At 74.9% G+C, this 26,083-nt stretch carries 20 protein-coding genes and 1 pseudogene; 9 read left to right on the forward strand and 12 right to left on the reverse strand.

Features of this window, described 5'->3' with window-relative positions; all coding sequences use genetic code 11:
- Positions 1-29 precede the first annotated feature (29 nt).
- Complete coding sequence (locus JUB12_RS20050; protein WP_205697215.1) at positions 30-347, forward strand: hypothetical protein; 318 nt, start codon at positions 30-32, stop codon at positions 345-347.
- Positions 348-683: 336 nt separating this feature from the next.
- Here JUB12_RS20050 and JUB12_RS20055 read toward each other — a convergent pair whose 3' ends face one another.
- Positions 684-1,637, reverse strand: coding sequence for a calcium-binding protein (locus tag JUB12_RS20055; protein ID WP_205697216.1), 954 nt, complete (start codon positions 1,635-1,637; stop codon positions 684-686).
- A gap of 357 nt (positions 1,638-1,994) precedes the next feature.
- Between JUB12_RS20055 and JUB12_RS20060 the strand changes: the two genes are divergently transcribed.
- Positions 1,995-2,225, forward strand: coding sequence for a hypothetical protein (locus JUB12_RS20060; RefSeq protein WP_205697217.1), 231 nt, complete (start codon positions 1,995-1,997; stop codon positions 2,223-2,225).
- Between the two features lie 590 nt (positions 2,226-2,815).
- Here the strand turns inward: JUB12_RS20060 and JUB12_RS20065 are convergent.
- The 3 genes from JUB12_RS20065 to JUB12_RS20075 form a co-directional block, all read right to left on the reverse strand.
- Positions 2,816-3,286 (reverse strand): hypothetical protein, encoded by a 471-nt coding sequence (locus JUB12_RS20065; protein WP_205697218.1) that lies wholly within the window; start codon positions 3,284-3,286, stop codon positions 2,816-2,818.
- Between the two features lie 161 nt (positions 3,287-3,447).
- A complete protein-coding gene (locus JUB12_RS20070) occupies positions 3,448-4,821 on the reverse strand; it encodes an FAD-dependent oxidoreductase (RefSeq protein WP_205697219.1) in 1,374 nt (457 codons plus the stop codon).
- Positions 4,818-5,510: a chlorite dismutase family protein gene (locus tag JUB12_RS20075; RefSeq protein ID WP_205697220.1), complete on the reverse strand. Its 693-nt coding sequence runs from the start codon at positions 5,508-5,510 to the stop codon at positions 4,818-4,820. The genes JUB12_RS20070 and JUB12_RS20075 overlap by 4 nt, the downstream gene beginning before the upstream one ends.
- Before the next feature lie 108 nt (positions 5,511-5,618).
- Here JUB12_RS20075 and JUB12_RS20080 point away from each other — a divergent pair, with 108 nt between their 5' ends.
- From JUB12_RS20080 to JUB12_RS20095, 4 genes and pseudogenes are all read left to right on the forward strand, one after another.
- The gene (locus JUB12_RS20080) at positions 5,619-7,523 is read left to right on the forward strand and encodes a hypothetical protein (RefSeq protein WP_205697221.1); all 1,905 of its coding nucleotides are present in this window, start codon (positions 5,619-5,621) and stop codon (positions 7,521-7,523) included.
- Between the two features lie 16 nt (positions 7,524-7,539).
- Positions 7,540-9,861: a flippase-like domain-containing protein gene (locus tag JUB12_RS20085; RefSeq protein ID WP_205697222.1), complete on the forward strand. Its 2,322-nt coding sequence runs from the start codon at positions 7,540-7,542 to the stop codon at positions 9,859-9,861.
- Entirely contained in the window at positions 9,858-10,208 is a 351-nt protein-coding gene (locus JUB12_RS20090; RefSeq protein ID WP_205697223.1) for a DUF4333 domain-containing protein, read from the forward strand. Before JUB12_RS20085 ends, JUB12_RS20090 begins: the two co-directional genes overlap by 4 nt.
- Positions 10,209-10,220: 12 nt before the next feature.
- Positions 10,221-10,816: pseudogene (locus JUB12_RS20095) on the forward strand (cysteine hydrolase family protein).
- Positions 10,817-10,833: 17 nt separating this feature from the next.
- Here JUB12_RS20095 and JUB12_RS20100 read toward each other — a convergent pair.
- On the reverse strand, positions 10,834-11,784 hold the full coding sequence (locus JUB12_RS20100) for a patatin-like phospholipase family protein (protein ID WP_205697225.1): 951 nt from the start codon (positions 11,782-11,784) through the stop codon (positions 10,834-10,836).
- Positions 11,785-11,802: 18 nt separating this feature from the next.
- On the opposite strand from JUB12_RS20100, the gene JUB12_RS20105 reads away from it, so the two are divergent.
- A complete protein-coding gene (locus tag JUB12_RS20105; protein ID WP_205697226.1) occupies positions 11,803-12,726 on the forward strand; it encodes an aldose 1-epimerase in 924 nt (307 codons plus the stop codon).
- On the opposite strand, the gene JUB12_RS20110 is transcribed toward JUB12_RS20105, so the two are convergent.
- From JUB12_RS20110 to JUB12_RS20120, 3 genes are read right to left on the reverse strand one after another with little or no spacing between them, the layout of a single operon-like run.
- Positions 12,723-13,121, reverse strand: a complete 399-nt coding sequence (locus JUB12_RS20110) for a VOC family protein (protein WP_205697227.1) — start codon at positions 13,119-13,121, stop codon at positions 12,723-12,725. The two genes, JUB12_RS20105 and JUB12_RS20110, sit on opposite strands and share 4 nt — an antisense overlap.
- A gap of 9 nt (positions 13,122-13,130) precedes the next feature.
- The gene (locus JUB12_RS20115) at positions 13,131-13,613 is read right to left on the reverse strand and encodes a retropepsin-like aspartic protease (protein ID WP_205697228.1); all 483 of its coding nucleotides are present in this window, start codon (positions 13,611-13,613) and stop codon (positions 13,131-13,133) included.
- Positions 13,614-13,670: 57 nt separating this feature from the next.
- On the reverse strand, positions 13,671-17,303 hold the full coding sequence (locus JUB12_RS20120; protein ID WP_205697229.1) for a homocysteine S-methyltransferase family protein: 3,633 nt from the start codon (positions 17,301-17,303) through the stop codon (positions 13,671-13,673).
- Positions 17,304-17,430: 127 nt separating this feature from the next.
- Between JUB12_RS20120 and JUB12_RS20125 the strand changes: the two genes are divergently transcribed.
- Both JUB12_RS20125 and JUB12_RS20130 read left to right on the forward strand, forming a co-directional pair.
- Positions 17,431-17,985 carry a hypothetical protein gene (locus tag JUB12_RS20125; protein WP_205697230.1) on the forward strand — a complete coding sequence of 185 codons (555 nt, stop codon included), beginning with the start codon at positions 17,431-17,433 and terminating at the stop codon, positions 17,983-17,985.
- Positions 17,986-18,016: 31 nt separating this feature from the next.
- Positions 18,017-20,911 carry a helix-turn-helix transcriptional regulator gene (locus JUB12_RS20130; protein WP_205697231.1) on the forward strand — a complete coding sequence of 965 codons (2,895 nt, stop codon included), beginning with the start codon at positions 18,017-18,019 and terminating at the stop codon, positions 20,909-20,911.
- A gap of 7 nt (positions 20,912-20,918) precedes the next feature.
- On the opposite strand, the gene JUB12_RS20135 is transcribed toward JUB12_RS20130, so the two are convergent.
- Genes JUB12_RS20135 through JUB12_RS20150 form a run of 4 tightly spaced genes read right to left on the reverse strand, consistent with a single transcriptional unit; the run spans position 20,919 to position 26,083 of the window.
- Positions 20,919-23,093, reverse strand: coding sequence for an NHL repeat-containing protein (locus tag JUB12_RS20135; RefSeq protein ID WP_205697232.1), 2,175 nt, complete (start codon positions 23,091-23,093; stop codon positions 20,919-20,921).
- 43 nt (positions 23,094-23,136) lie between these two features.
- On the reverse strand, positions 23,137-24,285 hold the full coding sequence (locus JUB12_RS20140) for an HtaA domain-containing protein (RefSeq protein ID WP_205697233.1): 1,149 nt from the start codon (positions 24,283-24,285) through the stop codon (positions 23,137-23,139).
- On the reverse strand, positions 24,282-25,100 hold the full coding sequence (locus JUB12_RS20145; protein ID WP_241004328.1) for an ABC transporter ATP-binding protein: 819 nt from the start codon (positions 25,098-25,100) through the stop codon (positions 24,282-24,284). The genes JUB12_RS20140 and JUB12_RS20145 overlap by 4 nt, the downstream gene beginning before the upstream one ends.
- Positions 25,097-26,083: an iron ABC transporter permease gene (locus JUB12_RS20150; protein WP_205697234.1), complete on the reverse strand. Its 987-nt coding sequence runs from the start codon at positions 26,081-26,083 to the stop codon at positions 25,097-25,099. The genes JUB12_RS20145 and JUB12_RS20150 overlap by 4 nt, the downstream gene beginning before the upstream one ends.

The following is a 26,083-nucleotide window of genomic DNA, read 5'->3' on the forward strand; positions in this document are numbered from 1 at the left end:
TCCGGCTGCAGGGGCGGTTCCTGGCGTACGTGACCAGCCAGGTCGATCGCCGGTCGACGTCTGCCTTCGTGACGCCTCATCGCTACGACCTGCGCAACGGCCACCACCGCGCCATCGCTGTCGGCGGGACGACGCACTCGAGCCCCCTGATCGTGATCTGCGAGCCACCAGCTTCGGGCAGTCCCCAGTTCAACGCGCCGCCGGGCGCCCGCGTGCGATTCAGCGATCGGCTGGGCACCCGGACCGCAGACCGGGGGGAGCCGGCGTCCATCGGGCCGATGCGGCTGCGCGGGGATGTGGCCACCTGGACCCTCGCGGACCAGGCTCGGCGCTACGAACTGCGCTGAGCCCGACCACATCAGGGGAACGGTCGTGGACGCCGTGCCGCTGTGGGATGCCACCTTCGCGCGATGATCGAGGCCACGCGCGTTGGGCCTGCCGATCGCTCGCGGCCACCGTCTGCCGTGTGCCGGCTCAGGGCCCCTTGGGATGGTGCGGACCCCGCTCGGTGCGACCCGCGACAGTTCGCTTGCCTGCTGGACCGCCGAACCTCTGCGCCGCACGAGCATCCCGCTCGCCGTTGCGGGACCGACGAGCACGACGAACACGGCGAAAGAAGGCGGGACCCACGCAAGGAGGCTGGGTCAAGGAACACGAGCGCGATCGTGGCGATGCGTTGGCGTTCATCGCGAGGTGATGTCGATCGACCAGCTCGCCCGCATCGGCAGGCGCTGTTTGCCGAGCCGACCGTTGCCGCTTATGACGAAGCCGTAGCGGTTGGTGGTTCGGCGACCACGTCTCAATGGGACGGTGACCGTCTTGAGCGTGCCGTTCGGGAAGTCGAAGCGCGCCTCGCCACGACGGCGACCTCCCACTTCGATGCGTCCGGTGCATCGCCCTCGCTGCGGGGCGGGGCAGCGCAACGTGAACCTCGCCGCGGACGCGGAGAACCGGGGCCGGGCGGCGACGTCCCCTAGACCGAGGGACACGCGGTCACAGCGGCCGATCCGGTCGGCGAGGCGTGCGCCGGTGACCGTTCCGCCCTCGCAGAACGCCGTAGCCGCTCGCGGCCATGCGGAGACCAATGCGTCGGGATCACCCAGAGGACGAGTCGGATCGAGCAGCACCTGGTCGTAGCCCTCGCCACCGTAGACCCGGTCGAAGCCGTCGGTGCTGCGCAGGACGTCGCTGCCACTGCCGCCCTCGAGCGTGTCGTTGCCCGGGCCGCCGTCGAGGAAGTCGTTGCCGTCGCCGCCGCGCAGGATGTCGGCTCCGGAGGCGGTCAGCGCGAAGTCGTCGCCATCGCCGAGCTCCGCGAACACCCATGGATCCGTCGGGGTCCCACCACCTACGGAGGAGGGCAGCTCGCAACGGACCTCGTGCGGGCTCTGAGCGGTGCATCCACCACCCGCTCGAACGACCGCCCTTGCGTCCTGCAGCATGAGGGTGGAGCCTGACTGCGTGACGCGCAGCGCGTTGGCCTCGCCAGGTTCGGCCGCGTAGCGCAGGCCGACGATGCGCGAGACGTCCTTACCGCTTCCCAGGGTCTCGACGGCCGCGTGAGCTGCTTGGGCTGGGGAGGGAAGCAGCGCAGTCACTGCAACGGCCGCGAGTGTCAGCCTGCGCATCAGGGCCATGGAACCCGGGATCACCGCTTTCGGTGCGGTTGAACCGACACCGGGCGACCTTCGGCACGTGGACGTCGCGGCGAAGAGCACTACCAGTCGAAGCCCTCCGCCCAGCCCCGCTGGCGGTCGTCGTGGAGAAGATCCGCGCATGCGTCGCCTCGGCGTCAAGCACGCTCTGTCGCGCGCCTGCAACGTCGTATCGCATGACCGCCACCTGGACACCCGTCAAGCGCCATCGCTAGTACCTGATGCGGCTCCGCATGGCCCAGTTCAGTCCGGGTCGATCCTCGGCGATCGTGCGGCGTTCGACAAGCGCGCGAGCGGTGGCGCCGTGTGCACCGGCTGGGGTGGGGGAAGACCGACCAGGTGGCCGAAGAGGTCATCGCCCTGCTGTTCACGGTCGTCGGCCTCTACAGCTTGTGGCAGGCGCTCGATCGGGTGCGCCACCCTGATCGTCCCCCGAATCACCTGCCCGGGACGCTGTTCCGCAACGTGCCGTGGTGGGCGCCGTGGAGCACGAACCGTCCACCTGCGTCTGCGTACATCACAGCTGGCGTCGTGTGCCTGCTCGGCGGCTGGCTCATCGTCCTTGCCTGAGGCGCGACCTGGGTTCAAACGCCCCCTGAGTCAGGTCAGTCCTGGCGCGTCTCGCAGTCGCCCTTCGGGGGTAACCGGAATGCTCGATGGTCGGTGAGCTTCTCGCGATCCTCATGATGCTGGGCTACCAGTTCGGGCTCGTCGCGATCTGCTTCCTGAAGGGCAAGCCGGCGTCGGGACGTGTGCGTTGTTCGTGCCGCTGCTCAACCTCGTGGGCCCTTGTCGCCTCGCCAAGCCGGACTCCTGGTGGGCAATGCGCTACTACGGCAGCGAGCGCATGGATGCTGCTCGCCGGCGCTATCCGGACCGCTCGCCGCGACCCGGATGGCAGCCGACTGCGATGAACGACTGGGTCGAAGGCGGGCCGTGGCGGACCCAGGGCATGCAGTCTCCCCCCCGGCAGGCTGAGCGCGTGGCCAGGCCCAAAGCCAGACCTTCGGCCCTGCCTCCGTCCTGAGCGGTCAGTCGTCCCAGCACAGTGCGACGGGCCGGTCAGGATGCTCCCGACATGCGCCATTGGGCGAGTGACCTACGCGCATGGGCATCGCTCCATCTGATCCTGTTGCTGGGGTCCTGAGAGACCGCGAGCTTCAGCGAGTGGGGAGCCGGCGGGTGAGGCGGTGAGCTTCGCCGCCGGCGATCAGGGTCAGCTCGTCCGCGACGACCGGGCGGTCGGCGACGAAGGTCCAGCTCGCCTCGAGCTCGGTGCCGGTGCCGCCGACCTGCGAGTGGACGCGCATCATGAGCCGGCCCCGGTCCAGCATCAAGATGTCGGCGTCGAGGACGTGGTCGAACGGCGCATCGGGCGGCGGCTCGTCCGTCGCGCGCTCTCGCTCCCACCTGGCCAGCTGCCGGTGGAAGGCGCCGAGAGCGGCGAGGACGCCGGGGGTCGGTGAGATCCGCATGTCGATCGTCGCCCTGCGGTCGCTGACCGACAGGCCGACCACCACCAGCGGGACACCGCCAGACTCGAAGTGGATTGGTCTGATGGCGCTGATGGGTCGATCGTAGGGACCGATCGTGGCGCGGTGGGCTTCGCTCGGTCCCTGCTGGTCTGCCACCGCTGATGGTGAGCCTGAAGTTGTGCCCGGCATGCGGGCACGACTTCAGGGTCACGATCGGGCGGGCCACCGTGCGCGTGACGGGCCGCCAGGGGCGTGACGGGCCGCCACGCGGGTGACGGACTGCCCCCGGCCGACCGGACCGCGGCCCCGCCGACCCCCTACGCCGCCGGCGCGCCCCGCCCCGCCTCGCGCAGGGCGTCCCACTCGACGAGCTTCACGCGCGGCCGCCCCTGGGGCTCGCCCGCGGCGCGCTCCGCGGCGTCGATCGCCTCCCAGCCCGTCCACTCGACGAGGTGCTCGACGCGTTCGGTGAGGAGCTCGAGGACGTCGTCCTTGGTGGGCGCGTTGAGCTTGCCGGCCGCGGCGTCCTCGAGGAGCTTGTCGACGGTGTCCTGCGCGTCCTTCTTGTTCGTGCCGATGACGCCCGACGGGCCGCGCTTGATCCAGCCCGCGCAGTACTCACCCGGCAGCGGGGCGCCGGACGCGTCGCAGACGCGCCCGCCCTCGTTGCGGATGAGGCCGCGCTGGTCGTCGAACGGGATGCCCGCCAGCGGCAGGCCGCGGTAGCCGATCGAGCGGAAGACGAGCTGGCAGTCGAGCTCCTCGGTCTCGCCCGTGCCGACCGCGCGACCGCCCTGGATGGCGTTGCGCTCGAGCTTGAGTGCCCGCACGCGGCCGTCGTCGTCCCCGAGGACCTCGACGGGGGAGACGAGGAAGCGGAAGCGCACGCGCATCGGCTTGCCCTCGGGCTCGCGGGCGGCGTACTCGCGCAGGATCTCGACGTTGAGCTTGTTCGTGCGGTGGGCCTCCTCGGAGGCCAGCCACGCGGCGGACTCCTCGTCGAGCTCCAGGTCGGCCGGGTCGACGACGACGTCGGCGCGCTCGAGCTCGCCCATCTCGCGCAGCTCCGGGTTGGTGAACGCCGCCTGGGCCGGACCGCGCCGGCCGAGGATCACGACCTCCTCGACGCCCGCGGCGTTGAGGACGTCGATCGCGTGGTCGGCGGTGTCGGTGACCGCCAGCTCGTCGGGCGCCAGGGCGATCATCCGGGCGACGTCCATGGCGACGTTGCCGTTGCCGATGACCGCGACGCGCTTCGCGGTCTGCAGCTCGAACTCGAGCTCGGCGAAGTCCGGGTGGCCGTTGTACCAGGAGACGAACTCGGTGGCCGGGTGCGAGCCCTTGAGGTCCTCGCCCGGGATGCCCATCCTGCGGTCGGTCGAGGTGCCCACCGCGTAGAGGACCGCGTGGTAGCGCTCGAGCAGCTCCTCGCGCGAGACGTCCTCGCCCAGGCAGACATGGCCGAAGAAGCGGAAGCGCTCGTGCTTGGCGGTCTTGTCGAAGGCCTTCGTGACGACCTTGATGTTCGGGTGGTCCGGCGCCACGCCCGCCCGCACCAGGCCGTACGGGGTGGGGAGGCGGTCGAAGAGGTCGACCTCGAACTCGGGCTCGGCGACCTTCAGCAGCTGCGAGGCGGCGTAGAAGCCCGAGGGCCCGGCGCCGAAGATGGCGACGCGCAGGGGCCCGCTCACAGGGTCGCCTCCGCGCGCGAGGTGCTGCCGTCCAGCGCGTCGAGCGCCCGGGTCAGCGACGTGCGCAGGCAGGTGAAGCTCGGCGTGTCGCGCTGGGTGTAGGCGGAGGCCTCGGTCGTGCGCAGGCGCTGCACGAGGTCGAGGAACGCGCCCGCGTCGTCGGTGTCGAAGGCGACGACGAACTCCTGGTCGTCGAGGCCGAACGAGTACGTCGTGTGGTTGTCGACCTGCGGGTACTCGCGCCCGACGCGGATGTGCTCCTGCATGATCTTCCAGCGCTCGTCCGCCGGCATCCCGTACCAGGCGCGCGTCTTGACGAACGGGTAGACGAAGACGTACTTGCCCTTGAAGGCGCGCGGGATGTGGCGCTCCTCGTCCGAGTACTCGCTCGTCTTGCGCAGCCCGAGGAACGAGTACGGCGTCGAGCACCACGACATCAGGCCGCTCTGGCCGAGCACGACGTGCAGCTCGTGGATGCGGTCGAGGTTCTCCGCCTCGGCCAGCAGCATCATGTCCGCGTCGCCGCGGGTGCCGATGAGCGAGAAGGCCTGCAGCAGGTGGCCCTCGGCGAAGTCCTCGCAGGCGGCCAGGAACTCGGCCTTGCCCTCGGCCCGCTCCTCGGCGGGCAGGCGCCGCCAGGCAGGATCCACCTTGAGGAAGGTGTACTTGACGAAGTGACGGTCGGACACGGTGTCCCAAGGGTAGTCCTGCTCCTCCTCCTGGCGTGGTGCGCCTGGCCGTCGCCGCCGGCGCGCGCCGACGCCCAGGACGGCGGTGCGTCGGGACCGCGGGCGCTGGTGGCCTTCCTGCCGCAGCCCACCGCCGACGAGCGCCCCGAGGGCGCCCCGCCGCCGCAGCCCGCGCTCGCGCGCCTCGAGGGCCTGGAGGGCACGTCGCTGGGCCTCACCGGGGCGGTGCAGGGCCGCTACTCGCGCGAGCAGGCGCTGCTCGACGTCACCCAGGGCGCGCGGACGTCGGCCTCGGCCTACGACCCGGAGGCGGTGCCGGAGCTCGAGCTGTTCGGCGAGGACGACGGCGGCGGGCTCATCACGGGCTGGCTGGCGGCCCGGGCGCGCGCGGAGACGGCGCCGGCCGACGTCGTCCCCGGCCTGCTGGGGAGTCGGGTGCCGGGTGGCATCGCCTACGCGGGCGTGCGGGGGCGCGACAACGTCGAGGCCGTCGCCGCGGCCGACAGGACGGGACGCATCGCGGCGGTCTCGCTCGGCGCGGCGGACGACGTCGCGCGCCGCGCCCGGGCGCTGCTGGGCGACCACCGGCTCGTCGTCGCCGCGTTGCCGTCCGACGCGACGGGCGACGACGCGGTGGCACGGCTGCGCCGGGCGCGCACGCCCGGGGAGCTGCTCGTGGTCCTCCAGTCCCCGCCCGAGGCCCGCGCGCCCCAGCTGCTGCCGACGGCGATCGACGGGCTCGCGCAGGGCCCGGGCGCGCTGACCTCGCGCACGACGCGCCTCGACGGCGTCGTCGCCGCCATCGACCTCGCCCCGACGCTCCTGCGCCACCTGCGCCTGCCGGTGCCCGACGAGATGAGCGGCCAGGCGATCCGGGCGCCGGGCGCGCCCGACGCCGACGCGCTGCGCACGCTCGAGGGCCGGCTGCGCGTCATCAGCGCCCGGCGCTTCCCCGCGCTCGAGACGCTGCTGGCGGTCTGGCTCGTCGTCCTGCTCGCCGCCTCGATCGTCGCCGACCGCCGCGGCGTGCGCTTCGCCTACCGCACCGGCGCGCTCGCGCTGCTGTGGATGCCGTCGGTGCTCCTGCTGACCGCGGCGCTGCGACCGGCGCGGGCGACCGAGATGGCCATCGTCGCCGGCGGGAGCTTCGTGCTGGGCGCGCTGACCGACCGCGCCGCGCGGTGGCCGCGCGGCCCGCTGGTCCCCTGCGCGGTGGCGGTCGTCGCCTACGCCGTCGACCTCGCCCGCGGCTCGGACCTCGTCATCCGCTCGCTGCTGGGGCCCAACCCGCGCTTCGGCTCGCGCTTCTACGGCATCGGCAACGAGCTCGAGGCGACGCTGCCCGTCCTGCTGCTGCTGGGGCTCGCGGTGGCGCTCATGGGACGCGGCCGGTCGGTGCGCAGCGCGACGGTCGCCGGCGCGGCGGGGGCGACCCTGGGCGCGGTCATCGGCGCGGGACGCCTGGGCGCCGACGTCGGCGGCGTCGTCACCGTCGGGGCCGGGACGGCGGTCGCGGTGCTCCTGCTGCTGCCTGGCGCCCTGACGGCCAAGCGCGTCGTCGTGGCGGCGGCCGTCCCGGTGCTCGCGCTCGTCGCCCTCGCCGTCCTCGACCTCGTCACCGCCGGAGACGGGCACTTCACCCGCACCGTGCTGCGCGCGGAGGACGGCGCGGACCTCTGGGAGACGGTCACCCGGCGCTACGAGCTGGCCTGGGGCCAGCTCCAGCGCGGCCTGATGCCGTTCGCGACGCTCGTCGCCCTGCTGGCCATCGCGTGGGCGGTGCGCCGGCGCGACCGCCTCTACGCGCCCCTGGCGGGCGATCCGGCCTGGCAGGCGGCCCTCGGGGGCGGCCTGGCGGCAGGCCTCCTCGGGGCGCTGTCGAACGACTCAGGACCCGTGCTGCTGCTCTTCGCCACCGCGGTGCTCGCCGTCGCCACGATCTACGTGCGCGGGGACCCCCGGCTGTCCGTTGGGGAGCCACCCCCACCGAGCTCCGCCGGGAGCGCTCGATAGCATCGACCCCTCTCGCATGCGCATCGCGCTCCTGTCCCCCTACTCGTGGACGTACCCGGGGGGCGTCACGCGGCACATCGAGGCACTGGCAGGGGAGCTGCACGCCGGTGGCCACGACGTCCACGTGCTCGCGCCCTACGACCCGCCCGACGACCTCTCGGCGCGGCTGCATCGCGGTGCCCGTCCGCAGGAGCGCGAGCTGCCCGAGTGGGTCGTCCCCCTCGGCCGCACGGTCGGCTTCCCCGCCAACGGCGCGATCTCGAACCTCGCGATCACGCCGGCCTCCATCGTGGCGATGCGCCGCGCGCTGGCCGAGCTGCAGCCCGACGTCGTCCACGTCCACGAGCCCGTCGCGCCGGTCACCGGCTGGGACGCGCTGCTCAGCACGGACGCGCCGCTCGTCGGCACCTTCCACTGCTACAGCGCCAACGCGATGACCAACGGCGCGGCGTCGCTGCTCGGCGCCCGCCGCCGGCTCAACCGCCTGCGCGTGCGCATCGCCGTCTCCGAGGCCGCCGCCTGGACGGGCCGGCGCTTCTACGGCGGGCGCTACCGGGTCATCCCCAACGGCGTGACCGTGCCCGACGCGCTCCCGGGTCCGCGCGAGGACGACGGCGTCCTGCGCCTCGCCTTCGTCGGCCAGGCCGTCGAGCGCAAGGGCCTGCCCGTCCTGCTGCGCGCCTTCGAGGCGCTGCGCGAGCACGTGCCCGCCGAGCTGACCGTCGTCGGGGCCGGGCCCGAGGAGCTCGAGCCGCTGCTGCTCGACGCCCGCGGTGTCACCGCACTGGGCAAGGTCGACGACGCCGAGAAGGAGCGCGCCCTGCGCGCGGCCGACCTCCTGGTCGCCCCGTCGCTGGGCGGCGAGTCCTTCGGGATGGTCCTCACCGAGGCCTTCGCCGCCGGGCGCCCGGTCGTCGCGTCCGACATCGCCGGCTACCGCGACGTGGTGCGCGACGGCGTCGACGGCCTCCTCGTGCCGCGCGGCGACGCCCAGGCGCTGGCCGAGCGCCTGCGCGAGCTCGCGCTCGACGCGCCCCGCCGGCGCGCGCTGGCGCGCGGCGCCGCCGAGGCCGCGCCGCGCTACGCGTGGCCGCGCGTCGCCGCCGACGTCGTCGACGCCTACGAGGACGCGATCGCGGTGCCCGAGCCCGAGGCAGCCGTCGAGCGCTTCGCCTGGCGCCGGGGCTTCACGCCGGCCGACCGCCTGCCCGCCGTGCGCGCGACGCGCCTGCCGACGCTCGAGCCGGCGCCCATCGGCGGCCGCAAGCGCATCCCGCCGGTCGTCCGTCGCGGCCTGGTGCTGGGCGCCGCCGCCGGCGCGGTCGGGCTCGCCTTCGCCGCCATCCACCGCATCGGCGCCGAGCGCATCGGCGACGCGCTCATCGGCTCGAGCCCCTCGTGGGTCCTCGCTGCGCTGGCGCTCATGTGCCTGTCGATGGTCGTGCGCGCGGTGAGCTGGCACGCGATCCTCCAGGCCGCCCTGCCGGCGAGCCGGCCCCGGCTGCGCGATGCGCTCCAGGGCACGATGATCGGCGTCCTCATGTCGGCGACCTTGCCGGCCCGCCTCGGCGAGCCGGCCCGCGCCATGGTCGTGGCGCGCAGGCTCGGCGGCGCGCGCGGGCTCTTCCCCGCGGTGCTCGGCACGATCGTCTCGCAGGCGCTCGTCAACGTCCTGGCGCTCGTGCTCCTGGGCGCGTGGGTGCTGGGGACCGTCGACTACTTCGACCGCGGACCCGATGGCCTGTGGGTCTTCACCGCCCTGCCGATCGCGGTGCTCTTCGCCGTGCTGGCGCTGCCGTCGCTCCTGCGCTCGGGCGCGCCGTCGCGCTTCAAGCGCGTCGAGGCGTTCGGCCGCAAGGTCCACTCGGCGCTCGTCTCGGTGCGGGGCGGGCTCGTCGTCTTCCGCCGCCCGAAGCTCGGCTCCATCGCCGTCGCGACGCAGCTGCTGGCGTGGGCCATCCAGCTGCTGTCCTGCTACGTGCTGCTGGTCGCCTTCGGCCTGGACGAGCAGGCGGGGCTGGGAGCCGCAGCGGCCGTGCTCTTCGCGGTGAACGTCAGCGCGGTGCTGCCGGCCACGCCGTCGAACCTCGGGGTCTTCCAGGCCGCCTGCGTCTTCGTCCTGCACCGCTACGGCATCGGCACCGCCGACGCCCTGGGCTACGGCATCGTCCTGCAGGCCGTGGAGATCGCCACCGCCTTCGTCATGGGCCTGCCCGCGCTGGTCGGCGAGGGCGTCAGCTGGAAGGACGTCCGCCTGCGCGCCCTGCACGCCTCGCCGGTCGAGCTCCAGCCGCTGCCGACGCACCACGCCGACGGGACGGTCGAGGCCGAGGCGTGACGCCGGCGCGCTGGGCGCTCCTCGCGCTCTTCGCCGTCGGGCTCGCCCTCGTCTTCGGCCTCGCCTCGCGCGAGCGGCGGCTCGACGCCGACGACGCGGCCGCCAAGGTCGCGACCTACGTGCAGGACCAGCTCGGCGTGCGCCTGCAGGACGTCAGCTGCCCCGACGACGTCGCGGCCGAGCAGGGCAGGCGCTTCACCTGCACCGCGCGGGCCATGGGCCGCAGGCTCGAGCTGGAGCTCGAGCTCACCGACGACCAGGGCCGCTTCAAGCCGGTGCGCATCGACGGCGGCCCGCGGCCGGGCGGCACGACCACCCCGCGGACGACCACGACGCAGGCCGGGTAGGAGGATGGGGCCATGCCCGGCCCCGACGTCCCGCCCTACGAGGTCGCCGCCGACGTGCCGCTGGACCCGGCGCGGACGGCCCTCGTCGTCGTCGACCTGCAGAACGACTTCGTCCGCGACGGCGGCACGCTGCAGGTCCCGGACGCGCAGGGCACGCTGCCCGCGGTGCAGCGCGCGCTCGAGCTCGCCCGCTCCTCGGGGATGCGCGTCGTCTTCACCCAGGAACCCACGGCGAGGACGACCCCGAGTTCGCGATCTGGCCCGCCCACGCCCGCGAGGGCACCTGGGGCTGGGAGCTCGTCGACGAGCTCGCGCCCCGCCCGGACGAGACGGTCATCCGCAAGGTCCGCTACGACGCGTTCTACGGCACGCACCTCGACCACCTGCTGCGCGTCTGGGGCGTCGACACCGTCGTGCTGTGCGGGACGGTGGCGAACATCTGCGTGCACTACACGGCGGCGTCCGCGGCGCTGCGGTGGTACCGCGTGGTCGTCGTGCGCGACGCGATCTCGGCGCTCGACCCGTTCGACCTCGAGTCCTCGCTGCGCCAGACGGCGTTCCTGTTCCAGGGGACGATCGCGGACGCCGCAGCCCTGCGCCCGGGATGAAAGGTGCCAGGCACCTTTCATGCGGTGAGGCGGGCGGCGAAGGCCCGGAGGGCGGCGTCCTCGCGGTCGAGCAGCGTGCTGGCCGCCGCGTCCAGGGCGTCGAGCGCCTCGGCCGAGGCGTCGTCCATCCCGATGGAGCGCGGCAGCGTCGTCTGGAGGCGCAGGCGGTCGGCCTCCGGGACGAGGTGGTCGAGCTGGTAGCCGACGGTGTCGCTCACGCCGTCGAGGACGACGTCGATGACGGGGCGCGCCCACTCGGCCAGCCCCCAGTCCTTGGCGTCGTCGAAGGCGATCGGCTCGAACGTCTCGCCGGTGCCCAGCGACAGGACGAGGACCGGCTCGCCCGGACGCAGGCGCGCCGCCTCGGCGTAGGCGCACATGGCGGGGTTGGCCGCGAAGACGCCGCCGTCGACCAGCGCCCGCTGCGGCCCGCGGCCGTCGGCGCTGCGCCAGCGCAGCGGCTCGAAGTACGTCGGCGCCGCGGCGGTGGCGCGGGCGACGTCGCGCAGCAGGGCGTCGCGGCCCTCCTCGTCGGTGCGCCAGCTCTTGAAGAAGAACGGCGCGCGGGCCTGGAGGTCGTACGTCGTGACGAGCAGCGCCACGAGCGCGTCGCCGAGCCGCGCGTCCCCGAGGTAGCGCTCCAGGGCGTCGTCGAGGGCGGCGGCCGAGTGCTTCTCGTCGACGAGGCCCTCGAGCGAGCGCACCCGCTGGCCCAGCGAGCGGCGGAAGATCCTGGGGCCCTCGGTCCGGTAGAGCCCGACGAGCTCCGCGGCGGTGTGGCGCGCCCCGCCGCCTGCGTCGAGCGCGGGGGCGCACAGCGAGCAGCCCAGGATGCCGCCCGTCGAGGTCCCGGCCACGAGGTCGAAGAGCTCGAAGACGGGGCGGCCGGTGATCGCCTCGAGGCGCTCGAGCACGCGCGCCGGCACGAGGCCGCGGATCCCGCCACCGTCGATGCTCAGGATGCGCACGGCGCGACGCTACCGGGGATGCTGTGCGACGTGGAGGCGCGGATCGTGACCCTCAAGGACGGCGACCTGCAGGCCCGGTTCGCCGCCGGCGTCGGCATGGTGGGCTTCTCGCTGACCCACCGCGGCGCCGAGCTCCTGGGCCAGCGCGGCGGCCTGGACGCCTACGTCCGGCGCGGCTCGACCTTCGGCCTGCCGCTGCTGCACCCCTGGGCCAACCGCCTGGGCGGCTACGCCTTCGAGGTCGCGGGTCGCGAGGTCGTCCTCGACGCCGACTCACCCCTCACGCGCACCGAGGAGCACGGCCTGCCGATCCACGGCCTGCTGGCCGCCTCGCCGGACTGGGAGGTCGTCGACGAGCGGCCCGCCGCGGTGCGCGCCCGCGTCGTCCCGGGCGACGAGGTCCTGCGCCAGTTCCCGTTCCCCCACGCCGTCGAGGTCGAGGCCCGCCTGGACGGCGGCGCGCTGCACGTCGCCACGACGCTCGAGCCGCTCGACGGCGCCGCGGTGCCGGTCGCGTTCGGCTGGCACCCGTACCTCGTCGTGCCCCAGGCGGTGCGCGAGGACTGGCTGCTCGGGCTCCCGGGCCACACGCACCTCGAGCTCGACGACCGCGGCCTGCCGACCGGCGCGTCGACGCGCCGCGAGGCGAGCACCGAGCCGCTGGGTGGGCGCGTGCTCGACGACCTCCTGACCGACCTCGACGACCCCCGGCTGACGCTCGCCGGCGGCTACCGCCGGATCACGCTGGAGCTGGGGGAGGGCTACTCGCACGCGCAGCTCTTCGCACCGCCCGGCCAGGCGCTCATGGCGCTCGAGCCGATGACCGCCCCGACCGACGCCCTGCGCACCGGCGACGGGCTGCGGGTCGTCCGCGAGCCGTTCACGGCGCGCTTCGCGGTCGGCGTCGAGCTGCTCGACGCGCCCATCACGCCGGCCCGCTAGACGTCGGGTCCGGCGACGATCTGGATGAGGTTCCCGCAGGTGTCGTCGAAGACGGCGATCGTGACCTCGCCGACCGTCGTGGGCTCCCGGTGGAAGCGCACGCCCAGGCCCTTGAGGCGCTCGTACTCGGCCTCCACGTCGTCCACGGCGAACGACGTGTAGGGGATGCCGTCCTTCTTGAGCGCCTGCTTGAACGGCTTGGCCGCCGGGTGGTTGTCGGGCTCGAGCAGCAGCTCGGTGCCCTCGGCGGCCTCGGGGGGCACCACGGTCAGCCACCGCGCGCCGCCCTCGCCGATCACGATGTCGTGCTTGGTCTGGAAGCCCAGCTTGTCGGTGTAGAAGGCCAGCGCCTTGCGCTGGTCGTCGACCAGCACGCTCGTCACGTGGATCCGCATGGGCGGACGCTATCCGCCCAGCACGAGCTGCTCGCTGCGGAAGTCGAAGCGCGCGGTCCCGTAGCGGGCCATGACGTCCGAGCCGAGCAGCCCGCCGAAGCGCGCCCCATCGCCCAGCTCGCCGGTGACGACGGTCATCGCCGGCAGGTCGCGGTCGCCCAGGCGCCACGTGCGCACCCGCACGCGCTGCACGCGCAGCGTGCCGCCGACGCCGCCCACCGAGCGCCGTTCGCCGAACGGCCTGAGGCCCTCGCGTCGTACGACGCTGCGGTCCAGCAACGTGCGCGACGCGCCGGTGTCGACGATGAAGAGGTACGTCCGCCGGCCGATGCGGACCTTCGCCGTCGGCACGCGCTCCGGCCCGGCGCGCAGCACGTCGAGCTTCGCCGTCACCGGCGGCTGATCGCTCTGGGCCACGACCGACGGGGCGGCGGCAGCGCCGGCCGCGGCCGCCGCGGCGACCCCGGCCAGCACGAGCTTCTGGTGGGCCATGCGGACCGCTCTACCCGCGCAGGCGCGCGGGCAGGCGGTCACGCGGCCACGCCGGGACTAGCCCTGGTCGGCGGCGCGCAGCGCCATCTCCGGCGCCTCCTCGCGGCCGGCCGCGCGGCCCGCGGGCTGGCCGTCCTCGGCCTCGACGGCGCCCTCGCGCGGGTCCTCGTCCTCGAGCTCGGGCGCCTGGCCGAAGAGCGAGGGGTCGCGCTTGGAGCCCTTGATGACGTCGTCGGGCGAGCCGTCGGGCAGCAGGCGGCCGTTGCGCATGCCGTAGTAGATGGCCTGCGGGTGGTGCAGGACCATCGCCAGCGTCGACTGCTCGGGCACCGGGGCGAAGCCGCCGTCGGTGATCTGCATCCCGATCTGCTCGAGGTCGAGCAGCTGCTCGACCTTCTTGTGGTCGGCCTGGTCGGGGATCGCCGGGTAGCCCCACGACAGGCGGCGGCCCTGGGTGGCGGGGATGCCCAGCCAGCCGCGGACCTTCCAGTGCAGCCACTCCGACAGGCCCTCGGCGGTCTGGACGCCGAGGCCGTGGACGAAGAGCTGCTCGGCGAACTCGCCGTCGGCCTCGAGCTTGGCCATCAGGTCGGTGACCTCGGAGCCGACGGTCAGCGCCTGCAGGGCGATGACGTCGAGCTCGCCGCTCTCCTTCGGGCGGAAGAAGTCCGACGTCGCGAGGCGATCGCCCTTGGGCTGGCGCGGCGTCACGAAGCGCGCCAGTTCGGTCTCGCGGTCCTCGGGGTCGAGCACGACGATGTCGTTGCCCTCGGAGTAGCAGGGGAAGAAGCCCAGCAGCGCGCGCGGGTGCAGGTAGTCCTGCTCGGCCCACATGCGCTCGAGGCGCGGGCGGAAGTCGCCCTCGACGAGCTCCTTCCAGGCATCGCCCTTCACGCCGCGCCCGCCCCAGTGCAGCTTGAAGAGCACGTGGGTGTCGAGGTGGCTGTAGAGCTCGTCCATGTCGACCGGGATCTCCCGGACGCCCCAGAACGGCGGCTCGGGGATGTCGACGTCGGTGCGCACGGCGGAGCGGACGCTGTCGTCGGAGGTGTCGAGCTCCTCGGGCTCCTCGCCCTTGAGGCGGAACTGCTCGGCGTCCTCGCGCAGCTTGGTGCGCAGCCGCTCGCGCGCGTCGTCCTCGACGATCGCGTCCATCACGGCCAGGCCCTCGAAGGCGTCCTTGCAGTAGAAGACGCCCGGCTCGTACTGCTCCTCGGTCTCCTTGCCGCCGGGGAACAGCGCGCGGTAGGAGAACGCACGGTTGATCGCGGCGCCGCCGATGAGCACGGGGTACTCGAGGCCCTGGGCGTGGAGCTCCTGCACCGCGGCGGGCATCTGCTTGGAGGTCGACACGAGCAGCGCGCTGAGGCCGATCGCCGTCGCGTCGTGCTCCTTGGCCGCGTCGAGGATGTTCGAGATCGGCACCTGCTTGCCGAGGTCGACCACGGAGTAGCCGTTGTTGGTCAGGATCGTGTTGACCAGCGACTTGCCGATGTCGTGCACGTCGCCGAAGACCGTGGCCAGGACGACGGTGCCCTTCGTGTAGCCCTCGATGCGGTCGAGGTACTGCTCGAGCTGGGCGACGGCGCGCTTCATGACCTCGGCCGACTGCAGGACGAACGGCAGGATCAGCTCGCCCGCGCCGAACTTGTCGCCGACCTCCTTCATCGCCGGCAGCAGCACGTCGTTGAGGACCGGGACGGCGCCGAGCTTCTCGACGGCCTTGTCGATCTGGGCCTCAACGCCGTCCTTCTTGCGGCGCAGGATGTGCCAGTGCAGGGCCTCCTCGGGCTCCATGCCGGCCGTGGGGTCGGCCGCCTCGGAGGCCTCCTCCGTCGCGCCCTTGCTCTCGAAGTGCGCGATGAAGCGCTCCAGCGCGTCCTCGCGGCGGTTGAAGACCAGGTCGTCGGCGAGGTCGCGCTCGACCTGGTCGATCTCGCCGTAGGGCGTGATGTGGTTCGGGTTGACCATCGCGAGGTCCAGCCCGGCCTCCACGCAGTGGTGCAGGAAGGTCGAGTTGAGGACCGCGCGCGCGGCCGGCCCGACGCCGAAGGAGACGTTGGAGACGCCCAGCGACGTCTTGACGCCCGGCAGCTCGGCCTTGACGCGCCGGATGCCCTCGATCGTCTCGACCGCGGAGGGCTTCCACTCCTCGTCGCCCGTGGTGAGCGTGAAGGTGAGGACGTCGAAGATCAGCAGCTCGGGGTCGAGGCCGTGCTCGTCGCAGGCCAGCTCCTTGATGCGCTTGGCGACCTCGACCTTGCGCTCGGCCGTCTTGGCCATCCCGACCTCGTCGATGGTCAGCGCGATGAGCGCCGCGCCGTGGGCGATCGCGACGGGGACGACCTGGTCGAGCTTGTCCCGGCCCGCCTCGAGGTTGACCGAGTTGACGATCGCGCGGCCCGGGATCTGCTCGAGGGCGCGCTGGATGACCTCCGGCTCGGTCGAGTCGACCTGGATCGGCGCGGGCTGCGAGAGCGAGACGCGCTTGGCGACCTCGGCCATCTGCACGTCCTCGTCGGTGCGCTCGGTGAGCGCGACGCAGAGGTCGAGCACGTGCGCGCCGCCCTCGACCTGGTCCTCGGCGACCTGGACGAGGCCGTCGTAGTCGTCGGCGAGCAGGAGCTCCTTGGCCTTGCGCGAGCCCTGCGAGTTGACGCGCTCGCCGACGAGCGTCGGCGACGGGTCCTGCACCAGCGGCGTGGCGGTGATGAGCGACGAGACGTGCGGCGCGCGCGGGGCGGGGCGCGTGAAGTCGGTCCGGGCGCCGCGACAGCGCTCGGCGATCGCGGAGATGTGCTCGGGCGTCGTGCCGCAGCACCCGCCGACGATCGACAGGCCGTAGCGGTCGACGAAGTCGCCCAGGACGTCGGCCAGCGGGCCCGGCTTCTCGGGGAAGATCGTCTCGCCGTCGGGGCCCTGCTGCGGGATGCCGGCGTTCGGGATGCAGTGGATCGGCATCGGCGCGAACTCGCCGAGGAAGCGGATCGCGTCGCGCATGTGCTCAGGGCCCGAGGAGCAGTTGAGGCCGATGACGTCGACCTTGAGCGCCTCCATCGTGGTCAGCCACGAGGAGACGTCGGTGCCCAGCAGCATCTTGCCGTTCTCGGGCATGACGAAGGCGCTCACCTGGATGGGCACCTTGCGGCCGGTCGCCTTGAACGCCTCGCGGGCGCCGAAGACGGCCGCCTTGACCTCGAGGACGTCCTGCGCGGTCTCGATGATGAGGAGGTCGGCGCCGCCCTTGAGCAGGCCGGTCGCCTGCTCGGTGAAGACCTCGACGAGCTTGCCGAAGGCGATGTTGCCGAGCGTGGGGTCGTCGGAGGAGGGCAGGAAGCCGGTCGGGCCGATCGAGCCGGCGACGAAGCGGTCGGGACCGACGGCCTTGCGGGCGATCTCGGCGGCGCGCTGGTTGATCTCGAGCGTGTGGTCCTGCAGGCCCCACTCCTCGAGCTTCAGGCGCGAGCCCTGGAACGTGTCGGTCTCCACGACCTCGGCACCGGCCTCGACCATCGAGGTGTGCACGCCCTCGATGACGTCGGGGCGGTTGAGGACGAGCACCTCATGCGCGCGGCCCGGGAGCTGGTAGTCGCGCTCGAGGTCGAGGTCCTGCTCCTCGAGCAGGGCGCCCATCGACCCGTCGAAGACGATCACACGCTCGCGGGCGGCGGCCAGGAAGTCACGCTCCATGGGCTCGACTCTACCAGCGAACGGGCCAACCTTGACACAGCTGTGTCAGGGTTGTGGCCAGGGTCCCGGAGGCGGGATCAGGGTGTGCCCTGATGCTCCGGGGTGCGCGCGGGCGCACGATGGCGCCATGCCCGAGACGCCCGTCGCTCCCGCCTCCCGCTCCTGGCTGCTGTGGCTCGTCGGCCTGGCCGGCCTGGCGGTCTGCATCACGTCGCTGTGGCACGGCATGCGCGAGGTCATGGACGTCGGCGGCTCGTGCGCGAGCGGCGGGGCCTACGAGATCGCGACGCCGTGCCCGGAGGGGTCGATCCTGCTCGTGGCGCCCGCCATGCCGCTGGGCTTCCTCTTCGCCGGGATCGCGGCCTGGGGCGGGTCGAAGCTGCCGTCCGGGGCCGTGGGGACGATCGGCCTGGCCTGGCCGGCGCTCTTCCTCTCGCTGGGCTTCAACTTCGCGCAGTACGGGGTCGGCGGGGCGGGTGGGGACGGATCCGGCGGCGTGGACGGCGGCTTCCTCACCTGCGCCGTGGTCTTCCTCCTCATGGGCGGTCTGCCGCTGGGCTTCGTGCCCGGGTGGATCAGGGGGATGGGCCAGCGGCGCTCGGTCGTCCTCGCCGGGTTCGCGGCCGCGGCGACCGCGGGCGTGGTCGGCGGGCGGCTGCTCGCCCTCGCGGTGACGGGTTGACCGCACTAGCGCGAGAGGGGAGGGCGGGGCGATGATGGGCCTCGTGGGGACGCTCGTCGGACGCCAGGCGGAGCTCGAGGCGCTGGAGGCGCTGCTGCGCGCGACGCACGAGGCCGGGACCGGCACGTTCGCGCTGGTCGCCGGCGACCCGGGCATCGGCAAGTCGACGCTGTCGGCGTCGCTGGCCCAGGCCGCCGAGGAGGCGGGCTGGACGGTCCTCGCCGGCCGTGCCGCGGAGTTCGAGCGCGAGCTGCCGTTCGGGGCGCTCGTCGACGCGCTCGACGCGCACGTCGCCGGCCTGGACCGCACGCGCCTGGCGCGCATGGGCGTCGAGCGCCTCGAGGAGCTGGCGGCGATCCTGCCGTCGCTGGAGGCCCACGCCACGCCGACGGCCGGCGACCGCCACGCCACGCACCGCGCGCTGCGCGAGCTGCTCGAGGGCGTGGCGGCGACCCGGCCGCTGCTGCTCGTCCTCGACGACCTCCACTGGGCGGACCCCGCGACGGTCGACGTCCTCGCCGCCCTGGCGCGCCGGCCGCCCGCCGCGCGCGTGCTGGTGCTCGGCGGCCACCGCCCGTCGGCGCAGCTGGCGCCGCTCGTGTCCGCGGTCCAGGCGCTCGAGCGCGGGACGCTCGTGCGCCTCGCCCCGCTGTCGCGCGACGACGCGGCGGCGCTGCTGGGCCCTGAGGTGACGCCCGCGGAGCGCGACGCGATCCTGCGCGCCGCCGGCGGCAACCCGTTCTTCCTGGAGCAGCTCGCTCGCGCGCCGGTCGCGGCGGGCGCCGGCACGGCCGGCCCCGCGGGCGTGCCGCCGGGCGTCGCGGCGGCGATCCGCGAGGAGCTGGAGGCGCTGGCCGACGGCACCCGCGCCTTCCTGCACGGCGCGGCCGTGGCGGGCGAGCCGTTCGACCTCGTCCTGGCCGCGGCGGCGGCGCAGATCACCCAGGGCGCGGCGACCGCGGCGGTCGACGAGGCCATCGCGGCCGGCGTCGTCCAGGAGGCCGACGCGCCGGGGCGCTTCGCCTTCCGCCACCCGCTCGTGCGCCGCGCGGTCTACGAGGCGGCCGGCGCCGGCTGGCGCCTCGGCGCCCACGACCGGCTGCGCCGCGCGCTCGAGGCGCTGGGCGCGGACGTCACGCTCATCGCCCACCACGCCGAGGGCGCGGCCGCCGTGGGCGACGACGAGGCGATCGACGTGCTCGTCGCGGCGGCCGACCGGGTCGCCGCAAGAGCGCCCGACAGCGCCGCCCACTGGTACGGCGCCGCGCTGCGGCTGCTCACCGACGTGACGGGCGAGCGCCGCCGCGACCTGCTGGCCAAGCGCGGCGCCGCGCTGCTCACCGGCGGCCACCTCGAGGAGGCGCGCGAGGTCCTGCTCGAGGCCGACGCCGGGACGCTGGACGCGACGGTCGGCCTCGCCCAGGTCGAGACCTGGCTCGGCCTCGACGACGAGGCCCGTGCCCGGCTGGAGCGCGCGATCGCCCGCCTGGGCGAGGACGAGCACCGGGCACGCGCGGCGCTCGAGCTCCAGCTCGTCGTGCTGCACGAGCTCAACCTGCGCACCCACGAGGCAGGCGCCGCGGCGCGCCGGGCGCTCGCCGCCGCCGAGGCGGCCGAGGACCCGGTGGTCCTGGGCGCGGTCCGCGCGCTGTTCGCCGACGTCCTCTCGCAGTCCGACCCGCAGGGCGCGGCGGAGATCCTCGAGGCGGCGATGGAGGCCTTCGCCCGCTGCGAGGACGCCGAGCTCGCGCCGTGGCTGCAGAGCATCTGGGCGCTCGGCTGGGCGGCGACGCACATCGAGCGCTACGACGACGGCGCCGCGTTGTTCGACCGCGGCCTGCGCATCGCCCGGCTGGCGGGCGACCCCGGCATGGCGGCGACGCTGCAGGTCGACCGCGCGCTGTGCGCGCTGCGCGCGGGCAACCTGCGCGAGTGCTGGACGCTCATCGACGACGGCGTGGAGGCCGCGCGGCTGGCGCCGAGCCGCCGGTACCTCTGGTGGGCGCTGTTCGGCCAGGCGCTGAGCCTCGGGCGCAGCGGCGACGAGGGCAGGGCCCGCGCGGCGCTGGCCGAGTGCGAGGCCGTCGCCAAGACGCTGCCGCCCCACCCGCACGTCACGCTGTGGACGGGGTACGTGCGCGCGTTCGTCCTGGCCGGGCTCGGCGACCTCGCCGCCGCCTTCGAGGGCCTCGAGGCGCTGGCCGGCGGCGAGGGGCTGCCGCTCGTCCAGAACGCCGACCGCCACTACGCCCGCCTCATCGCCATCAACGCGGCGCTCGGCCGGGGCGACCTCGACGAGGCCGAGCACTGGGCCGCCGAGGGCGAGGACTGGGCGGCCGAGAGCGGGCTGGTGGGCCAGCGCGGCTGGGCGCTGCGCGGCCGGGCGATCGTCACCGCCGCCCAGGGCGACCTCGCCGCCGCCGCCGAGCGCGCCATCGCCTCGGGCGAGGCGTTCGCCTCGGTCGGCATCGTCCTGGAGGCCGAGCGCTCCCGCCTCCTCGCGGGCGGCTGCCTCGCCGCCGCGGGCCGGCGTGACGACGCGGTGAAGCTCCTCCTCGCCGCCGAGCAGGCGCTCTACGACGCCGGCGCCGAGCGCGATCGCGCCGTCGCCGTCCGCGAGCTGCGGCGCCTGGGGCGCCGCGTGGCGCCGCGCGCCGCCGCCGAGCCCGCCGCCGGGGCGGCGGGCGGCGCGGCCGACGGCCTCGCCCCGCTGAGCGCCCGGGAGCGCGAGGTCGCCTCGCTGGTGGCCGAGGGCCGCACGAACCGCGAGGTCGCCGAGACCCTCTTCCTCAGCCAGAAGACGGTGGAGACCCACCTGCGCAACATCTTCGCCAAGCTCGGCGTGACGAGCCGCACGGGGGTCGCGGCGGCCGTCGAGCGGGGGCGCCACGAGGCCGCGCTGGCCGGGTCGTCCTCGGCGGGCTGAGCGCCGCTCAGCGACGCAGCCGCACCGCCACCCCGTCGCGGTCCGTCACGCCGTCCCGGCTCGTCGCCGCCACCTCGATCCCCACGGCGACGTACGCGCCCTGCACCCGCAGCGCCCGCCGCAGCGCCCGCAGCGACGCCGGTCCCGCGCTCACCCGCGCCACCGACCCGCGGACCGCCACCCGCAGCGCCAGCGTCTGCGGCATGCGCCCCCCGGCGAGGACCGAGGCGCTCGCGGTCACGACGCGGGTGCAGTCCCGCGCGCACGTCATGCGGACCGACGCGAGGCGGGCCGCGCGGCCGGTGCCCCGCTCGGTCACCTTCAGGCGCAGGCCGACCGGACGCGGCGGTGGCGTGCTCACCGTCGCGCGACCCGCGTCGCGGCAGCCGGTGCGCGGTCCGAGTCCGGGGAAGCGCTGGACGCGGCTGCCGCCGGCCTCGGCGACGACGAGGCCGCCGTCGCAGTCGAAGGCCAGGCCGGCCGGACCGATGAGCTGGCCGGCGTCACGCCCGGCGCCGCCCAGCGTCTGGACGACGGCTCCGGTGCGGTCGAGGTGCAGGACGCGGTCGTTGCCGGCGTCGCTGACCCAGGCGCCGCCGGTGTCGTCGGCCAGCAGGCCGGTGGCGCGGGTCGCGTCACCGCCGGCCGGGATGCGCAGCGTCCAGGCGGGCAGCGCCCGGCCGTCGCGGGTCATCCGGCGCACGGAGCCCACGGCCCGGGCGCCGAGGCGCTCGGCCGGGGACTCGCCGAAGGCGATCGTCCCGTCACGCAGGAGGGCGAGCGCGCCGGCGCTGCGGCCCGACGGCAGGGCCGTCCCGAGCAGCGGCCCCGGCTGGCCGTCGCGGCCGATCCGGGCGACCTGGCCCCGGCCGGTCAGCACCCACGTCGTCCCGTCGCCCTCGACGACGACGTCGCTCACCTGGAGCCGCGCCACGCCGCGCTCGTCGGCGGGCAGGAGGTCGCGTGCGACGCCGGCGCCCAGCGCGCGCAGCTGACCGCCGTCGACGACGCGCAGCTCCCGGTCGCCGGCGAACGTGACCGCCCGCGGGGCGGTGACCGAGGCGGTCGACTGCCGGAAGCTGCGGCCCTGCGCCCACGCGCCGCGGAACCGCCCGTCGAGCAAGAACCACGAGATGCGCGCGTTGGCGTCGGCGACCGCGACCTCGCCGAACGCGTTCACCGCGACGTCGGCGGGCGTCGTCGTCCATCCCCCGTCGCGCCCGTCGCGGCCGAGCGCGCGCACCCAGCGGCCGGACGCCGTCGTCTCGGCGACCCGGCCGTTGGCGGCGTCGGCGACGAGCACGTTGCCCCCGCGTGCCACCGCGAGCGCCCGCGGGAACGTGAACCGCCCGGCGCCCCGCCCCTGCCGGCCGAAGGAGCCGACCTGGCGCAGGCGCCGGTCGAGCACGACGATCCGGTGGGCGTTGTTGTCGGCGACGTACGCGCGCCCGTCACGGCCCAGCGCGACGTCGTAGGGGAAGCGCAGCCGCACCCGGTCGCGCTGCGTCGCGCGCACGAAGCGCCCGGAGGTCGTGAGCTCGACGACCCGGTGGCTGCCGTCGTCGGCCACGAGCAGCCGCCGGCCCGCGACCGCCAGGCCCTGCGGCACGTTCAGCCGGCCCTTGCCCAGGACCTTCGCGCCGCGACCGTCGAGGCCGAAGCGCTGCACGCGGTGGTTGCCGGTGTCGGCGACGTAGACGTAGCGGCCGCTGACGGCGATGCCGCCGCTGGCGGTCGACCCCGCGAACGACCCCGAGCTCGTCGAGAGCTGCCCGCGTCCCTGCCCGCGCTCGCCGAAGCAGCGCTGCAGCCGGCCGTCGGCGGCGAAGACGGCGACGCGCGAGTGGTCGGTGTCGAGCACGAAGACGCGCCCGTCGCGCGCGACCGCGAGCCCGCCGACGGCGCCGAGGCGCCCGCACGGCCGGCCCGCCATGCCGAACGAGCCCGCCGGTCGCCCGTCGCGGAAGCGCTGGATGCGCCCGCTGGCGTGGTCGCCCACGAGCACCGTCCCGTCGGGCGCCACGGCGACCGCCTCGGGCAGGCGCAGGACGCCGTCGGCATCGCCGAAGGGCGACGGCGCCGGGGCGGCGTCCTGGGAGAGGGCGGTCGTGGCGATCGCCGCTGCCGCGCCGGCGGAGACCGCCGCACCCAGCAGCCAGCGACCCGTCGGGCGCGCAGGCATCACTGCCTAGACGGACCGCGCGCCCGAAGGTGTCGCGTCAGCCCTACGGCGTGGTGACCGAGATCGTCATCCAGCCGAACTCGTCGCCCTCGGCGTAGATCCCGTTGCCCAGGAGGCCGGAGCCGTTCTTGGTGAGCCTGCCCGGGACCTGCTCGTAGGTGCGCGTCCTGCCGTCGGGGCTCGTCGTCACCGCCCTGGCCTTGGCGACGTCGAGGCGGATGAGATCGGCGCGGCGGTCCCCCGGGTTCGTGTCCAGGCCGCCGGTGAAGCGGAACGTCGACAGCGGGTCCCCGCCGAGCTGGACCTCAGGGTCGTGGGCGCTGAGGTCGATGCCGTGGTCGCTGTAGAGGAAGCGCAGGCGGCCCTTGAACTGGAGCTTGCCCTGGCCCGTCGCCGGGTCGAACCAGCCGCCCGCCGGCGCGTACGCGAAGTCGTAGTGCAGCGACGCGTCGCTGCCGGGGCGCACCGTCGGCGGCAGGGCGCTCGCGCCGTCGGCGACGCTCGTCCCCTCGCCGGTGTTGATGTAGCGGATGAACGACTCGCGCACGTGCCACTGGACCGACGAGGCGGCGACGTCGACCGCGCCCGCCGGACGGTCGAGCTGCGGAACCGGCGCGGTCGGGGCGACCGACGTCGGGGTGCCGCCGCCGCTGCTGCCCGGCGCCGAGGGCGAGGTGCCGGCACCGCCGGTCGGCGCCCCCGAGCCCTTGGGCAGCGTCGCGGTGAGGGAGACGGTGCCGAAGCGCCCGCGCGGAGTGCGGCGCAGGCGCAGCGCCTTGCGCAGCTGCTGGCCCGCGGCCTTCGTCAGCGTCAGCCGGGCGCCGCGGACCGTGACCGTCCCCTTGGCCGCGTCGGTCGAGCGCCTGCCGCCGGTGATGGTGAAGATCGTCCGGCGCCGGTCGCGCAGGATCGCCGTGACCGTCGAACGCGCACCGATGGTCGTGCGCAGCCGCGTGAGCGTCACGCTGCGCCTGCCGGCCTTCAGGCGCAGCTTGCCCTCGTGCTGGATCGTGGCCGAGGACGACAGCGACCCGCGCAACACGGGCAGCGCCACGCTCTCGGGCGCCCCGAGCCCCTTCGCGCCCGCGCCGGAGATCGACAGCGTCGCGCTGCCTGACGGCTCCTGCGCGGCGGCGGGGACGGCGCCGGCCACGGCGAGCGCGGCGGCGAGGGCGAGGGTGCGGCGGGTCATGCGGGCTCCTTCGTGGAGAGGGGACGGCGGTCGCCGCCCAGCCAGGCGACGTGCAGGGCGGTGCGCCCCGCGGGGTCGGCCTCGAGCGCCGCGTCGACGTGCCAGACGTGCGACAGGCGCTCGGGGTCCAGGACGTCGTGCGGGTCGCCGGTCGCCACCGTGCGGCCCTCCGAGACGACGACGACGCGGTCGGCGACCGCGGCGGCCAGGGCGAGGTCGTGGACGACGAGCAGGACGGCGAGGCCGTCGTCGGCCAGGCCGCGCAGGAGCTGCGCCACCGCGGCGGTGGCGCCCAGGTCCAGCGACGAGGTCGGCTCGTCGGCCAGCAGCGCGGGCGACTCCTGGGCGAGCGCGACGCTGATCTGCACCCGCTGGAGCTCGCCGCCGGAGAGCGTCGTCAGCCGGCGGTCGGCGAAGGCGGTGACGCCGGTGCGGGCGAGCGCGCGGTCGACCGCGTCGTGGTCGGCGCGGGTGGGACGGCGCAGGGGGGAGAGGTGCGGCGCGCGGCCGAGGTCGACCGCCTGGCGGACCGTGATGCCCTCGGGCACGCGCGGGCGCTGCGGGACGAACGCGCGCAGGCGCGCGAGCTTGCGGCCACGCAGGCGCGCGACGTCCTCGCCACCCCAGCGGACCGTCCCCGCCGCGACCCTCTGCAGGCCCGCCGCGGCACGGACGAGCGTCGACTTGCCGGCGCCGTTGGGGCCGACGACCGCGACGAGCTCGCCGGCGCGCAGGTCGAGGTCCGCCTGGTGGACGATCGTCGTCCCGCCGAGCTCGACGCGCACGCCGCGGGCCTCGAGCAGCGACCCGCTCACGTCGCCTTGCGCAGCAGCCAGAGGAACAGCGGCACGCCGAGGATCACCATGAGCGGGCCGACGGGCAGCTCCACGGGGGCGACGACGGTGCGCGCGAGCGTGTCGCCGACGAGGAGCAGCGCCGCGCCGCAGACCGCGGAGGCGCCGACGACGTAGCCGTGGCTCGCGGTGCCGCCGGCGAGGCGGACGAGGTGCGGGACGAGCAGCCCCAGGAAGCCGAGCAGGCCGGCGAGCGCCGCGGCGCTCGACGCGAGCAGTGCGGCGGCCGCCCCGGCGCCGAGGCGGATCATGCGCGGCCGCGCGCCGAGGGACTCCGCGACGTCGTCGCCCAGCGCGAGCCGGTCGAGCGGCCGCACCAGCAGCGCCGCCAGCACGAAGCCGACGAGGAAGTACGGCCAGGCGACGTCCATCCCCGCCCAGCCCTCGGTCGTCAGGCCGCCGGCGAGGAAGAAGATGGCCGACGAGACGCGGTCGGCGTAGGCCGCCATGAGCGACGTCGTCGCCGCGGCGAACAGCGACGAGATCGCGATGCCGGCGAGGATCAGCCGGCCGATGCCTCCGCCGTTGGGACCGGTCCACGCGACGGCGAGGACCAGGCCGGCGGCGAGGAGCCCGAACGTCAGCGCCCCGACCGGCAGCAGGGCGATCGAGTCGGGGAAGACGAGCAGGATGAGCATCGCGCCGAAGCCCGCGCCGCCGGTGACGCCGATGACGTCGGGCGAGGCGAGCGGGTTGGCCAGCGCGCCCTGCAGGAGCGCGCCGGCCACGCCGAGCGCGGCGCCGACGACGATCGCGCAGACCGTCCGCGGGAGGCGCAGCTGCAGGACGATCTCCTTGAGCGGCCCGTCCTCCGCGCTGCCCGTGACCGCGTCGACGACGTCACGCAGCGGCACGTGCACCGCGCCGAGCGTCATCGAGGCGGCGGCGCCGGCGGCCAGGGCCACCAGCGCCACGAGCACCACGGAGGTCTGCCGCAGGGCCAC

This window comes from Conexibacter sp. SYSU D00693 (assembly GCF_017084525.1).
Classification (GTDB): domain Bacteria; phylum Actinomycetota; class Thermoleophilia; order Solirubrobacterales; family Solirubrobacteraceae; genus Baekduia.